This window comes from Brevibacterium oceani (assembly GCF_017948325.1).
GTDB lineage: Bacteria > Actinomycetota > Actinomycetes > Actinomycetales > Brevibacteriaceae > Brevibacterium > Brevibacterium oceani.
Map to the genome: position 1 here is coordinate 1,376,686 of NZ_CP072846.1, position 14,495 is coordinate 1,391,180.

General features: G+C 65.1%; 13 protein-coding genes and 1 tRNA gene. 12 read left to right on the plus strand and 2 right to left on the minus strand.

What is annotated here, in order from left to right:
- Window positions 1–112 precede the first annotated feature (112 nt).
- Both J9314_RS05980 and J9314_RS05985 read right to left on the minus strand, forming a co-directional pair.
- The gene (locus J9314_RS05980; protein ID WP_210604954.1) at window positions 113–1,357 is read right to left on the minus strand and encodes a serine hydrolase domain-containing protein; all 1,245 of its coding nucleotides are present in this window, start codon (window positions 1,355–1,357) and stop codon (window positions 113–115) included.
- Between the two features lie 192 nt (window positions 1,358–1,549).
- The gene (locus J9314_RS05985) at window positions 1,550–3,175 is read right to left on the minus strand and encodes a biotin carboxylase (RefSeq protein ID WP_181274805.1); all 1,626 of its coding nucleotides are present in this window, start codon (window positions 3,173–3,175) and stop codon (window positions 1,550–1,552) included.
- A gap of 184 nt (window positions 3,176–3,359) precedes the next feature.
- On the opposite strand from J9314_RS05985, the gene J9314_RS05990 reads away from it, so the two are divergent.
- The 12 genes from J9314_RS05990 (at window position 3,360) to adhP (ending at window position 14,435) form a co-directional block, all read left to right on the plus strand.
- Complete coding sequence (locus J9314_RS05990) at window positions 3,360–3,809, plus strand: FAS1-like dehydratase domain-containing protein (RefSeq protein ID WP_210604955.1); 450 nt, start codon at window positions 3,360–3,362, stop codon at window positions 3,807–3,809.
- The gene (locus J9314_RS05995) at window positions 3,806–4,249 is read left to right on the plus strand and encodes a MaoC/PaaZ C-terminal domain-containing protein (RefSeq protein ID WP_181274807.1); all 444 of its coding nucleotides are present in this window, start codon (window positions 3,806–3,808) and stop codon (window positions 4,247–4,249) included. The genes J9314_RS05990 and J9314_RS05995 overlap by 4 nt, the downstream gene beginning before the upstream one ends.
- Window positions 4,246–5,343, plus strand: coding sequence for a UDP-N-acetylmuramate dehydrogenase (locus tag J9314_RS06000; RefSeq protein ID WP_246490637.1), 1,098 nt, complete (start codon window positions 4,246–4,248; stop codon window positions 5,341–5,343). The genes J9314_RS05995 and J9314_RS06000 overlap by 4 nt, the downstream gene beginning before the upstream one ends.
- 21 nt (window positions 5,344–5,364) lie before the next feature.
- Entirely contained in the window at window positions 5,365–7,011 is a 1,647-nt protein-coding gene (locus J9314_RS06005; protein ID WP_246490638.1) for a metallophosphoesterase family protein, read from the plus strand.
- A gap of 125 nt (window positions 7,012–7,136) precedes the next feature.
- Window positions 7,137–7,209: transfer RNA gene (locus tag J9314_RS06010), tRNA-Trp, on the plus strand.
- A 97-nt stretch (window positions 7,210–7,306) separates the two neighbouring features.
- The gene (gene secE, locus J9314_RS06015) at window positions 7,307–7,585 is read left to right on the plus strand and encodes a preprotein translocase subunit SecE (protein WP_181274809.1); all 279 of its coding nucleotides are present in this window, start codon (window positions 7,307–7,309) and stop codon (window positions 7,583–7,585) included.
- Window positions 7,586–7,667: 82 nt separating this feature from the next.
- Complete coding sequence (nusG, locus tag J9314_RS06020; RefSeq protein ID WP_210604956.1) at window positions 7,668–8,585, plus strand: transcription termination/antitermination protein NusG; 918 nt, start codon at window positions 7,668–7,670, stop codon at window positions 8,583–8,585.
- Between the two features lie 329 nt (window positions 8,586–8,914).
- Window positions 8,915–9,352, plus strand: coding sequence for a 50S ribosomal protein L11 (rplK, locus tag J9314_RS06025; protein ID WP_166970592.1), 438 nt, complete (start codon window positions 8,915–8,917; stop codon window positions 9,350–9,352).
- A 64-nt stretch (window positions 9,353–9,416) separates the two neighbouring features.
- Window positions 9,417–10,112 carry a 50S ribosomal protein L1 gene (gene rplA, locus J9314_RS06030; RefSeq protein ID WP_181274811.1) on the plus strand — a complete coding sequence of 232 codons (696 nt, stop codon included), beginning with the start codon at window positions 9,417–9,419 and terminating at the stop codon, window positions 10,110–10,112.
- Between the two features lie 247 nt (window positions 10,113–10,359).
- Complete coding sequence (locus J9314_RS06035; protein ID WP_210604957.1) at window positions 10,360–11,652, plus strand: helix-turn-helix domain-containing protein; 1,293 nt, start codon at window positions 10,360–10,362, stop codon at window positions 11,650–11,652.
- Between the two features lie 112 nt (window positions 11,653–11,764).
- Window positions 11,765–13,288, plus strand: a complete 1,524-nt coding sequence (gene exaC, locus J9314_RS06040; protein ID WP_210604958.1) for an acetaldehyde dehydrogenase ExaC — start codon at window positions 11,765–11,767, stop codon at window positions 13,286–13,288.
- Between the two features lie 127 nt (window positions 13,289–13,415).
- Window positions 13,416–14,435, plus strand: a complete 1,020-nt coding sequence (gene adhP / locus J9314_RS06045; RefSeq protein WP_210604959.1) for an alcohol dehydrogenase AdhP — start codon at window positions 13,416–13,418, stop codon at window positions 14,433–14,435.
- Window positions 14,436–14,495: the final 60 nt, after the last annotated feature.

Sequence of the window (14,495 nt, forward strand, 5' to 3'; positions counted from 1 at the left end):
CCACGATTCTGCCATGACCCATTGCCCACGAATGTCGGGCCGTGTGCGGATCCGGGGACACATGTGGCGGATCGGACACAGGAGCGCGCTCGGGCCGACCGCCGGTTCCCGGTTACTCTGCGGCAGGCGAGTTGACGGCCTTGGCGAGGGCCTCGAACGCCCGGATCGTCGGGAAGAGCTTCGCGGCGTCCTGCGGCAGGCCCCAGCTGGAGAGCTTGACCCCGACGAGGTTCGCCCCGGGGTTGATGTAGATCATCTGACCGTGGATGCCCAGGGCGAGGAAAGCGTGCGAATCGGGGAAGGGGAACCAGAACTGGTTGTGATACGCCCCGCCGGGCATTCGGTTGTCCCCGGGGCCGTCGGCGAACGCCTGCCGAACATCCTCGGTGGTCGTCAGGGTGTCCCCGATCCATGTCGTCGGGGCGACCTGCTGCCCGGTCAGCGACTGGCCGCGGTTGGCGTAGACGTAGCCGAAGCGGGCCAGATCGCGCAGCGTGGTGTTGATGCCGCCATCGAACATTCCGACCCCGTACTGGTCGGTGGCGATGAGCGCATCCTGCTCTGCGCCGATCCGCGACCACAGCACCCGTGACATGAGCGTCTGCATGGACTCACCGGCGATCTTCTCGCACACCCAGCCGAGCACATCCGTCTCGCACGAGCGGTATTCGAAGACCCCTCCGTGTGCGGACTTCGCCTCGAGCGTGGTGAGGAACTCGTACATTCCGATGCCCGGGCTCTCCCGCTTCGCCTCGGACCAGCCGATCGACTCCTCGATCTGCCTGACCTCGGACTTCGGGTCGAGATAGTCCTCGGAGAAGCGGATGCCCGAGCGCATGTCGAGGATGTGCCTCACCGTGGCCCCGGCATAGCCGGAGTCGGCGAGTTCGGGCACATAGTCGGTGATCAGACGGTTCGGGTCGAGGTCGCTCGAACCCACCAGCACACCGGCGACGGTGCCGACGAGGGACTTCGACACCGACATCAGCAGATGTTCGGTGCCGGGCGTCATCGCACCGAAGTACTCCTCGGTGAGCACGGTTCCGTTGTGCAACAGCATCCACGCATCCGTGTCGGTCGATTCGATGACGCTGCGGACTCTGCGCGCCTCCGAGAACTCCGTCGCCGGGATCTCGACCTCACCGAGGTCCTGCAGATCGACCGGCAGTTCGGCCACCGGGCCGGTCCCACGCGAGATCGGCGTCGTCGGCAGCACCTGCTTGACGTTCTGAAACGACCATCGGACATTGCCGGGATCCTGCCAATTGTCGCGGTCGATCCCCGCCGACGGATCGGCGGGTGCGACCGCCTCGGCCGGGGGAGTGGGCACGGTCTGCTCCGGTGACGGTTCGGTCACGCTTCACCTCGTGTTCTCTGGTCGGTCACGCCCGCGCGGATCGGCCGCGCGGGAGGCAGTGCAGAACCGCCTCGGGTCGTGATGAGAGTATCACCGAGGCGGCCCCGCCTACCGTGTGATAGTCAGTGCCATCGTGCAGTGCCATCGTGCACTGCTATCGGGGTCTGGGCCGGCCCACGATCGGATCCGGACTCAGTCGCCCTTGGCTCCCGGACCGCCGAGGGCGGGAGCCGGATCCTCGGCCACGACCGGGACCCCGGCGTACATCGCACGGATCGAATCGATGAAATGCTTGGCCCTGATGCTCAGCGCATCGGGCCCGCCGACATTGGTCTGCAGCGGATTCTTCGTCACCAGCACGCCGAGATCGGCACCCTTCCACCGGTAGTCCCCGGCGCCGAAGATGCGCAGGAAGAACACCTCGCTGCCGTTCTGCAGCGGGTGCCAGTCGAGCGCAGCGCGCTTGTACGTCAGCGTCCCGTACTGATCGAGATAGTACTGACCCGTCAGCGGCGAATGCGTGATGTACTCGGTGATCGGAGCCGTCTCCTTGATGATCATCTGGCTCCACTCGTCGGCGCCGGAGAGCTCCTCCCACCGCTCGTTGATCTCATTGACGTCGAGATCGAACTCGACATCGAGGTATTCGAGCAGATGGAACAGGAACAGCGGCACATCGGCATAGGCGCCTGCGGTGACGTTCGTGATCGCCGATGCCCCGGAGATGCGCGGATTGAGCTCACCGAGGTAGCAGTCGTCGTTGTCGAGATCGACGAGGACATCGACCTCGAAGAAACCTCGGTAGCCGCGTCGGCGCAGACCCTCACCCATCTTTCGCACGAGCTCACGGGTCTGCGCCCGCTGCTCGGCGTTGAGGACATCGGGCTTCATCTCATTGCCGCACCAGCCTCCCTTGTACGGGGTGAGCTCCGCGAAGCCGGCGAGTTCGGTCAGATACGGTCCGACGACGACGCCGCTGGAGGTGATGACCGCCTCGACGGCGACCGGGGTGTTGTTGATCCGCTTCATCACCTTCAGCTGCTCGCCGATGATGTCGTCCTTGTGCGTCTCCCAATCGGCAGCCTCGGAGATGAAGAACGTCGTCTTCCCCGAATCTCCGTACGGGGTCTGTACGACCAGATCGTCACCGAGCCCGGCCTCGGCGGCCCGCTCACCCAGTTCGGCGTACGTATCAGCGGTGGTGAGCACATTGGGTACGGAGAATGCTCCGGCCTCATTGCCGAGCTTCGTCGTCTCGATCTTCGAATCCAGCTGATTGCGCAGCGCGGCCGAGGGCAGGATGAGATCGTAACCGAGCTCCCGGCAGATCCTCTCCGTCTCCTCATCGAAGAACACCATCGCCACCTTCACCCGCTCACCGTGGGGGACATTGCGCGTCATATGCGCCCGCACCTCGGCATTGAGCAGAAGCCAATTGTTGATGGCCTCACCCGAATCGAACTCCACATACGGTTTGTACCGCGGTGAGAATACTCGCGGGTGCGCGCCGTCCCACCCGTCGTAGTAGGTGACGTAGGAGAAGTTGCGCACCCACCGGTCGATGCCGAGCAGGTTGAACGGGGTGGCGCCGACGAAGAAGATCGGGGTCTGATTCGTCCGGAAGAAGTGGCGCACCTCGGAGACGTTGCGCAGAGGACGTCTGATCTGCACGCGCTCGGCCTCTTCGCCGGTGTATGCCGCATCGGTGGCGACGGCCACTTCGACCTCGGCAGGGGCATCCTCGCGAGCCGCGGGCGCGGGTTTCGCCTCCTGCAGATCGGGGCTCGCAGGGCCTGCACTTCGGGGTTCGTTCGTCATCGCACTACTCCTTAGCAAATGTGATGTGGACAACATATACCAGTTTTGAAGTCTTGAGCCCGATGGTGCAGGAATTGTGTGAACCGGACACGAACGACCGGTCAATTCTTCACCGGTGGGCATCGCATCAGGGCCGTGCCTTAGGCTGGGAACGATACTGACCACAGCGGAAAAGAGAGCGGATATGCCGGTGAATACCGAGAAGCAGGGAGCCTCGTTCGCCCTGCCTCAGCCCTACGAGGTCTCACGGGAGGCGATCGCGGAGTTCGCGCTCGCCACCGGGGCGAAGGCCGACTACCATTTCGACGCCGAGGCGGCCACCGCGCTGGGCTATCGCGACGTCGTCGCCCCGACCACCTTCGCCGTGATCATCGCGCAGAAGTCCGAGGCCGCCTACATCACCGCCCCCGAATCGGGCATCGACTTCTCGAAGGTCGTCCACGGCTCCGAGCAGTTCTCCTTCACCCGCCCCGTCGTCGCCGGCGACGTGCTGTCGGCCGTGACCCACGTCGACGGAGTCCGCGCCGCAGGCGACAACGCCATGATCACCACCCGCACCGAACTCACCGACGCCGCCGAGCAGCCGGTCGTCACCGTGACTTCGACCATCGTCGTGAGAGGAGACGGAGAATGAGCCCCATCGACTTCTCCCAGCTGACCATCGGAGACACCGTCGTCGAAGCCGAGATCCCCCTCTCGCGTGCCTCCCTGATCGACTACGCGGCAGCCTCGGGCGACCACAATCCGATCCACTGGAACGAGCGCTTCGCCCGGGAGGTCGGCCTCGACGGCGTCATCGCCCACGGCATGCTCTCGATGGCCGCGGTCATCGCTCCGATCGTCGAATGGCTCGGCGATCCCGGCGCGATCAGCGACTACCGGACCCGATTCTCCGCTCCCGTCCTCGTCCCTGATGCCGAGTCCGGAACACCGGCGACCCCGACGACGTCGCTGGCGCTCACCGCCACCGTCGGAGCGGTCGACGCCGCCGTGGGCACCGCCCGCATCGACGTCACCGTGAAGACCGGCGAGACCGATGTCCTCAGCCGGACCCAGGTGCGGATCTCCAGGTGACCGCTGCCGTGAGTGAGGACCTGTCGACATTCACGACCTTCCGCCTCGGCGGCCCAGCCCAGCAGGTGAAGGTGGCCGAGACCCGCGCTGAGCTTCTCGACTTCTGCGCAGCCCACCAGCTGGGGCCAGAGGCTGAGGACGCCTCCGATGTGCTCTTCATCGGGGGCGGGTCGAACCTGCTCATCGCCGACGAAGGATTCGACGGCACCGTGTGCGTCGTGCGCACCACCGGAGTGAGCACCGTCGAGACCTCGACCACCGACACCCAGGTGACCGCCGAGGCGGGGGAGAACTGGGACGAATTCGTCGCCCACACGCTCGACCTCGGTCTCTCCGGGCTCGAGGCCCTCTCCGGCATCCCCGGCTCCGTCGGGGCGACGCCGATCCAGAACGTCGGCGCCTACGGCACCGAGGTCGGCGAACTCATCACCTCCGTCGAAGTCTTCGACCGCGTCGCCGGCCAGGTCCGTCGCCTCAGCGCCGTCGAACTCGAATTCGGCTACCGCACCTCGGCGCTCAAGCGTGCGCAGATCGCGACGGGAAGCCCCCAGTTCGTCGTGCTCTCGGTGACCTTCGACCTCCAGCACAGCGAAGAGTCGCTGCCGGTCCGCTACGCCCAACTCGCGTCCACGCTCGACGTCGAGATCGGCACCCGCGTCCCGGCCGCACGCGTGCGCGAGAACGTCATCGCGCTGCGCCGGTCCAAAGGGATGGTCATCGACCCAGCCGACCACGACTCGTGGTCGGCAGGATCCTTCTTCACCAACCCCATCGTCGACGACGCCGCCGCGCTGCCGGCCGTGGCTCCACGGTACCCGGTGACCGATCCGCTCAGCGGGGCGAAGATCGAGGGGAAGACCAAGACCAGCGCGGCCTGGCTGATCGAACACGCCGGCTTTGCCAAGGGCTTCAGCATCGGCGAGGGGAATGCGGCGCTGTCGAGCAAGCACACCCTGGCGCTGACGAACCGGGGACACGCGAGGACGGTCGACGTGATCGATCTTGCACGCACCATCGTCTCCGGTGTCGAGGACGCCTTCGGCATCACCCTCGAACCGGAACCGACCTTCGTGGGCTGTTCCCTGTCGAACTGAGCACTTCCTTAGACTGGGGGAGTGTCACCACGTCGCAGAACCATCGGCCTCCTCATCGCCCTCGCAGCGGTCGCTCTCCTGACGTTGCCGTGGGCGGTGTTCACCTCCCGGGCCGATCTCACCTTTGGCCCACATGAGGCGCAGTACCGGATCACCGCTGACTCCCGGCTGACCGTCGACTTCGGTCCCTTGGGCACGCTCCTCGTGCCGGCCGAGGACTACATTCCACTCGGGCTCGGACTGCACGTCGACATCGGGGAGATCCCCGTGTCCGGAGAGGACCGGGACGACGACCGGCCGGCAGCGGACCCGGATCGGGTTGACGACGGTGGGAGTGGCGAGACCGGCGGGGGAGCCGTCGACGCGCTCGGCGGAGACGTCGCCTCCTATGCGGCACTGTTCTCGGCCCCACAGGCGCAGGTCGATCAGGTCGTCGCCGGACTCCTACAGGAGATCCTCATCCGTTGGGCCTTGGCCGTCTGTCTCATCACCGGTGGGCTGGTCGGCCTTGCCGCCGTGCTCGGCCCCCAGCGCCTCGAGACCGTCGTGCGCGCCGTCGCGGGCAAGGAACTCATCGGCATCACCGTCGTGGTCGCGCTCGTCCTCGCCGGTCTCGGCACCGTCGTGGCCCAGAGACCGAAGCCCATCGCACCGGACCCGGCCTTCGACGGCACCCCGCTGGCAGGCTCGCAGGTCACCGGCCGCCTCGGCGGGATCATCGACACCGCGTTCGCCGCGGTGAAGGACTTCGCCGACGACAATGACGCCTTCTACGACCGGGTGCTGACCACGCTGAGGTCGCAGTGGAACCAACGGCCGATCACGGGCAACTGGAACGACCGCGGGATGGTCCCGCCTGCGGGGATCGGCGGCCAAGACGATGATTCGAATGACGGCGTGTCGACGTTCGTCTTCGGGTCCGACATCCACTGCAACATCGGCATGGCCCGAGTCGTCGGAGCCGTGACCGAGATGAGCGGGGCCGATGCCTACATCGACGGCGGCGATATCACCATGACGGGCACCTCGGCGGAGAACTACTGCCTCGACGTCCTCGACGACGAACTGCCGGAGAAGCTGCCGCGCATGATGGTCAAAGGCAACCACGACTCGATGGAGACGACCGGACATGCCAAGACGCGCGGGTGGAAGGTCCTCGAGGATTCGAGCGCGGAGATGGCCGGGGTGACCTTCTTCGGCGCAGCGGATCCCAGGCGCACCGTCTTCGGCTCCGGACCGCAGCTCGAAACCGATCTCACCGCCGACCAGTACGCGAAGCGATTGGCCGAGGAAGCCTGCGACGCGGACTTCGACATCATGCTCATCCACGATGCCGCGGTCGGTGCGCCGTCACTGCGCACCGGCTGCGTCGACTACGCCCTCAGCGGACACTGGCACCGCCGGGTCGGTCCCGAGACATTCGGTTCGGGAGTCCGCTACCTCAGCTCGACGACCGGCGGGGCGCTTGCGAATGCGCTGACCCCGGGACCGCTGAAGATGAACGCTGAGCTGAGCATCATCCGCGTCGACAACGCCACAAAACGCCCGATCGACGTGCAGATCATCACGGTCACGCCCGACCAGAAAGTCATCATCGACCCGTGGGCGCGCTTCCCCGCACCCCTGCCGCTGGCGGCCCAGCCTCCGGAGGACGAGGCGGGCGAATGAGTGAGCGCCGACACGCTCACGGACCCGGTCGCGCCGCCGGTTCGACGAACGGCGGTCGGGCACGGTATGCTCGTTTCTCGTGGTTGGACACCAACCGGATCGTCAAGGTTCGGTCGTCTGATCGAAGGGGTGTGGCGCAATTGGTAGCGCAACGGTCTCCAAAACCGTAGGTTGCAGGTTCGAGTCCTGTCACCCCTGCGCAGTTGACTCTGCCGAAGTCTCATCGGCTAGGCGCCGTCCTCGACTGGCACGAACAATTGTGAAGCCCTGACTGAAACCGACCGAGTGAGGATGTGTGAGCGACACACCGGCAAAGAAGACTGGCAGCGCACCCAGCAGTGCCTCCAGTCCCAAGAAGCTCGGATTCTTCGGACGAATCCTGCAGTTCTTCCGCGAGGTTGTGGCGGAGCTGAAGAAGGTCGTCACCCCGACGCGGAAGCAGCTGGTCAACTACACCCTGGTGGTGCTGGGCTTCATCCTGTTCATGATGCTCCTCGTCACGGTCCTCGACCTGGTGTTCGGCAAGCTCGTCGGTTTCGTCTTCGGCGGAACGCCGCTGTGGCCTCTGTGGTGACACGCTCTCCCCAGTGGCACACTTAAAGCTGAATCTTCACTCCCAAACGGGAATCACAACACGCGAAGCGAGGAATTGATCGGTGTCGGATACCAATTCACCTGAGCAGGAGACCCCTGAGACCCAGGACGTCACCCCCGAGGAGTCGGGTGCCGCTGTGGTGCCCGAAACCGAAACTCCGTCCGCCGACGCCGAGGCCGTCGTGGCCGATGATGCGGACGTCGAGACCGCTGCGGACACCGCAGAGTCGACCGACGAAACCGCTGACTCTGCAGATGAGGCCGCTGCCGAGGATTCTGATGCAGCGACCGGTGCCGACGACAGCGTCGCCGAGGGCGACGCGGCTGAAGGCGATTCGCCTGCGGAGGCCGGCGATGAGCTCGACCCTGCCGAGGAGTTCAAATCCGAACTGCGCATGCAGGAAGGTGACTGGTACGTCATCCACTCCTACGCAGGGTACGAGAACCGGGTGAAGCAGAATCTCGAGAACCGCACCGTGAGCCTCAACCTCGAAGAGTACATCTTCGAGGCCCAGGTTCCGATGGAAGACGTCGTCGAGATCAAGAACGGACAGCGCAAGCAGGTCCGTCGTGTCCGCATCCCCGGCTACGTGCTCGTCCGCATGGAGCTGACCGATGAGTCCTGGGGCGCGGTCCGCCACACCCCGGGTGTGACCGGGTTCGTCGGCAACGCCTACGATCCGACCCCGCTGTCCATCGATGAGGTCTTCTCGATGCTCGCCCCGATCTTCGAGGAGCGTCAGGCCGAAGCCGCCGCTGCCGAGGGCCCGGCCGCCGAGGCGGCTGCGAAGCCGGCTCCGGTCACCGAGGTGGAGTTCGAGGTCGGCGAGTCCGTCCTCGTCAAGGAGGGTTCGTTCGAGGGCCACCCCGCCACCATCCAGGAGATCCGTCCGGAGTCGCAGAAGCTCACCGTTCTGCTCTCGATCTTCGAACGCGACGTTCCCGTCGAACTCGGCTTCGACCAGGTGTCGAAGCTGTGAAGTTGCACTGATCAACTGATCGCATTCGCGATCGGCAGCGGAGGGGCCCGGAGGAATCCGGGCCCCTCCGCTGTTGCCTGGGAAGCCGCCTCGGCGACGGTATTCCCCCGTTCAAGGCTGCGCCCGGATTTCGAGCCTTCCTCAGGTCGATATCCGAGCCTGCGCTTGAACCGACGGTGGGCCGGGTGAGGTGGCTCACGAGCATTTGCTCACGAGCCCGCGCGCATGGAATACTGGTGTGGTTTGATTGCGGCCTGCATCCGAGGCCGTCATCGGACGATGTGCCGTATCTGTCTGGCACATCGAAACTCCAAGATTAAGGACCGTACATGCCTCCCAAGAAAAAGGTAGCCGGCCTCGTCAAGCTCCAGATCCAGGCAGGTGCCGCTAACCCGGCTCCTCCGATCGGTCCGGCGCTTGCCCAGCACGGCGTCAACATCATGGAATTCTGCAAGGCTTACAACGCCGCCACAGAATCCCAGCGCGGAAACATCGTCCCCGTTGAGATCACCGTGTACGAAGACCGTTCGTTCACCTTCGTTCTCAAGACCCCGCCGGCCGCGGAACTCATCAAGAAGGCCGCCGGAGTGAAGTCGGGTTCGGCTACGCCGCACACCGTCAAGGTCGCTCACCTGAGCGCCGATCAGGTGCGTGAGATCGCCACCACGAAGATGCCCGACCTGAACGCCAACACCCTGGATCAGGCCGACCGCATCGTTGCCGGAACCGCGCGTTCCATGGGCATCACCACCGACATCGAGGTCTGAGACCTCACCCCACACAGTGGCAGGGCCCACGCAGCCCACACCACGACTGCAAGGAGTAAAGCAGATGGCAAAGCGTTCGAAGGCCTACCAGGCCGCGGCTGAGAAGATCGCCGCAGATGTGAACTATGAACCGGGTCAGGCGATCGCCCTGGCCAAGGAGACCACCGTGGCGAAGTACGACGCCACCGTCGAGGTCGCCCTCCGCCTCGGGGTCGATCCCCGCAAGGCGGACCAGATGGTGCGTGGCACCGTCAACCTTCCGCATGGTACCGGTAAGACCGCCCGGGTCCTGGTGTTCGCTGCCGGCGACCGTGCAGAAGCTGCCCGCGAAGCAGGTGCTGACTACGTCGGCTCCGATGACCTGCTGGAGAAGGTGGCCGATGGGTTCACCGACTTCGATGCCGCTGTTGCGACCCCCGACATGATGGGCAAGGTCGGTCGACTCGGTAAGGTGCTCGGTCCCCGCGGACTGATGCCGAACCCGAAGACCGGTACTGTGACCATGGACGTCGCCAAGGCCGTGTCCGACATCAAGGGCGGAAAGATCGAATTCCGCGTCGACAAGCACTCGAACCTGCACTTCATCATCGGAAAGGTCTCCTTCTCCGAGAACGCTCTGCAGGAGAACTTCGACGCCGCGATCGAAGAGGTCCTGCGTCTGAAGCCGGCTTCGTCGAAGGGCCGCTACATCAGCAAGGCCACCGTGACGACCTCGAACGGCCCCGCCGTTCCGGTCGACGCCTCGGCACTGCGCGTGTGATCTGCTGATACGCAGACAGGCATCGCCTCGAGGGAAGGGCGGGGAGTGAGAGATCACTCCCCGCCCTTCCCTTTTGCTACCTGACGGCGGCTCAGCAACCTTGCGCAAGGTTGCTGAGCCGCCGTCAGGTAGCAAAAGGGGGCGTCTTGGGGGTCAGACTGGTCTTGCTCGGGGGATGGTTCGCGGTTAGATTATGAACAATCGAGGCTCTTTTTCCGACACCGCCGATGGAGGTGGGCCGTCAGCCATGCATTCGACGCTGCTGCTCGAGGACGACTATCAGGCCACCGTGCGCCTGGCGCACGACCGACTGCAACCGTCCTCGTCGCGTCTTGGAGTTTCGGTGGACGGCAGCGATTCGCGACCCGGCGGAGTGCGCTCTTCGGTGTTGGAATCATGGAACCGCTCAATCGATCGCCTGCACGACCCCGCAGGTGCACGGGTGCGTGTGGCCTACGAAGCCGACCAGCTCGCCGAGGTCAGGCGCCGTCACCCTTTCCACTCGATCATGCCTCTGCTGCGTTCGCACCTCATCGAGCCGGCGAAAGACGCCGGCCTGCTCGCGGCCCTCGGCGACGAGCAGGGCCGCCTGCTGTGGGTCGAAGGGGAACGTGCTGTTCGTGATCGAGCCGAAGCCATGGGGTTCCTGGCGGGAACGGACTGGTCGGAGGAGGTCATGGGCACCTCGGCGCCGGGCCTGGCGCTGCGATCGGGGTCGCCGGTGCAGATCAGCCAGGCCGAGCACTTCGCCCCGGACGTCCACTCCTGGAGCTGCAGCGCCGTACCCGTGACGCATCCGCTGACCGGGCAGGTCATCGGGATCATCGACGTCACCGGGGGAGACGACGCTGTGTCATCGATCGTGCTGCCGCTGCTCGCCTCGACGGCGAAAGCGGCCGGAGCCGAACTCTCTCAGCTATATCGCCCGAAACACATGGATCGCTCCGGCGCCGAGGCGGTCCGCAGCGAGCTCAGCGTCTTCGGTTCTGCCCCCGCCCTGCAGGGTCCGGAGGGGGCAAGGGTCTCGCTGACACGTCGTCATGCTGAGATCCTGCTGCTTCTCCATCGTTTCCCCGACGGGATCAGCGGCTCGGGTCTCGTCGATCGGCTGTGGCCGGTCGGCGGCAGCGAAGTCACCGTCCGCGCCGAGATCACTCGACTGCGGAAGGCCATCGACGGCCTCGGCGGGTTGCGGATCGATGCGCGTCCGTACCGACTGCTCGGCGACCTCGATTCCGACCTCGACCGCACCTGTGCGGCTCTGGCTCGCGGGGATGTCGACACCGCTCTGGGGCACTACCGCGGACCCGTTCTGCCTGACTCCGATGCCCCGGGGGTGCGGGAGATCGGTGATGAGGTCGATGCGCTCTTGCGCGAGACTCTGCTTCAGGACGGCACCTGGCAGCAGCTGTGGCGTTATGCGAGCCTGCCCGACTTCCGCGATGACGCCGAGGTGCTCATGACCGTGCTGCGTCTGGCCCCGCCCGAGGCGGCGGAGCGCAACGCCGCCGTTGTGCGGCTGGAGGCACTCGGCTGCTGAACCCCAGCAGGCCCTGCATCATGTGATGCAACCCACATGCAACGTTGCGCTCTGTAGCGTCGTGGTCACACGGAGATCATCCGGTGAAAGCAGACGCATCAAAGGAGTTGCAATGACTGTCTACGCACAGCCAGGTCAGGACGGATCGCTCGTCACCTTCAAGCCCCGCTATGAGAACTTCATCGGCGGACAGTGGGTGCCCCCGGTCAATGGGAACTACTTCGAGAATCCCAGCCCGGTCACCGGTCAGGTGTTCACCGAGGTTCCGGCCAGCACCGCCGAGGACATCGAACTCGCCCTCGATGCGGCACACAAGGCGGCTCCGGCCTGGGGAAAGACCTCGGTGGCCGAGCGCGCGAACATCCTCAACAAGATCGCCGATCGCATCGAGGAGAACCTCGAGATGATCGCCGTCGCCGAGACCTGGGACAACGGGAAGGCGATCCGCGAGCCGCTCAATGCCGATCTGCCGTTGGCCGTCGATCACTTCCGCTACTTCGCCGGCGCCATCCGTGCGCAGGAGGGCGGACTGTCACAGATCGACGAGGATACCGTGGCCTATCACTTCCACGAGCCCCTGGGCGTCGTGGGACAGATCATCCCGTGGAACTTCCCGATCCTCATGGGCGTGTGGAAGATCGCCCCGGCGCTGGCCGCCGGCAACGCGATCGTCCTCAAGCCCGCCGAACAGACCCCGGCTTCGATCCTCGTCCTCGTCGAGCTCATCGCAGACCTGCTGCCCGAAGGCGTGCTCAACGTCGTCAACGGCTTCGGTCTCGAGGCCGGCAAGCCGCTGGCATCGAACAAGCGGATCTCGAAGATCGCGTTCACCGGTGAGACGACCACGGGCCGTCTGATCATGCAGTACGCCTCGCAGAACATCATCCCGGTGACCTTGGAACTCGGCGGCAAGTCCCCGAACATCTTCTTCGAAGACGTGCTGGATCGCGACGATGCGTTCGCGGACAAGGCCCAGGAGGGCTTCACGATGTTCGCCCTCAACCAGGGCGAGGTCTGCACCTGCCCGTCCCGCGCACTCATTCAGGACTCGATCGCCGGCCCCTTCCTCGAGAAGGTCGTGGCCAGGACGCAGAAGATCGTCCAGGGCAACCCGCTTGACACCGACACGATGATGGGCGCACAGGCCTCGAACGACCAGTTCGAGAAGATCATGTCCTACCTCGACATCGGCCGTCAGGAAGGCGCCGAGGTGCTCACCGGCGGAGCGAAGGCCGAACTCGACGGAGATCTTGCCGGGGGCTTCTACGTGCAGCCGACGATCTTCAAGGGTTCGAACACGATGCGCATCTTCCAGGAGGAGATCTTCGGGCCTGTCGTTTCGGTGGCGACATTCTCCGGCTACGACGATGCTCTGGCCACGGCCAATGACACGCTCTACGGCCTCGGTGCCGGTGTCTGGTCGCGCAACGGAAACACCGCCTACCGTGCCGGCCGGGACATCCAGGCGGGTCGTGTATGGGTGAACAACTATCACGCCTACCCGGCCCATGCGGCCTTCGGCGGGTACAAGGCCTCGGGTATCGGGCGTGAGAACCACCTGATGATGCTCGACCACTACCAGCAGACGAAGAACCTGCTCGTCAGCTACTCCGACAACGCCCAGGGCTTCTTCTGACCCAATTGCTACCCGACGGCGGCCCAGCTACCTGGCGCCACGTTGCTGGGCCGCCGTCGGGTGTGTCGGCCACATTCTCAAACCCCGTGTGATCACGAAATCCACCATCGTCTCAAAGGAGCGAATGATGTCAGGAATGAAAGCAGCAGTCGTCGAGGACTTCGGCAAGGACCTCACTGTCGGAGACAACGCGATCCCGGAGCCCGGCCCAGGTCAGGCCCTCGTCAAACTCATCGCCTCGGGAGTCTGCCACACCGATCTGCACGCCGCCCACGGTGACTGGCCGGTCAAGCCGAAGGTCCCGCTCATCCCCGGGCACGAAGGTGTCGGCACGGTTGAGAAGGTCGGCGAGGGCGTCACCGATGTCAAGGTTGGACAGATAGTCGGCAACGCCTGGCTGTGGACGGCCTGCGGAACGTGCGAGCACTGCCGCCAGGGCTGGGAGACGCTGTGTGAATCCCAGGTCAACGGCGGTTATGGTGTCGACGGATCGTTCGGCGAGTACATGCTCGTCGACACGAAGTTCGCCGCGGCGATCCCCGACAGCGCCGACCCCTATGAGATCGCCCCGGTCCTCTGCGCCGGCGTCACCGTGTACAAGGGCCTCAAGCGCACCGAGGTGCAGCCGGGACAGTGGGTCGTCATCTCCGGAATCGGCGGACTCGGCCATATCGCCGTGCAGTATGCCGTTGCGATGGGCATGCGCGTCGTCGCAGTCGACGTCGCCGACGACAAGTTGGCCCTGGCGAAGAAGCACGGCGCGGAGATCACCGTCAACGCCTTCGCCGAGGACCCGGCCGAGATCATCCAGGAGAAGATCGGCGGATCCCACGGCGTCCTCGTCACCGCCGTGCACCCGGCGGCGTTCGGGCAGGCGATCGGCATGACCCGCCGAGGCGGCACCATCGTCTTCAACGGACTGCCGCCCGGTGATTTCCCGGCTCCGATCTTCGACATCGTTCTCAAGGGACTGACGATCCGCGGATCGATCGTCGGCACCCGCCAGGACATGGTCGAAGCGCTCGAGTTCTACGCCGCCGGCAAGATCCACCCGACATTCTCCAAGCGTCCGCTTGAGGACATCAATGCGATCTTCGACGAGATGGAGCACGGTAAGATCGACGGCCGCGTCGTCATCGAATACTGACCGCAACCGACCACCGCATCCCAGAACTACCTGACGGCGGCCCAGCAACCTCGCGCGAGG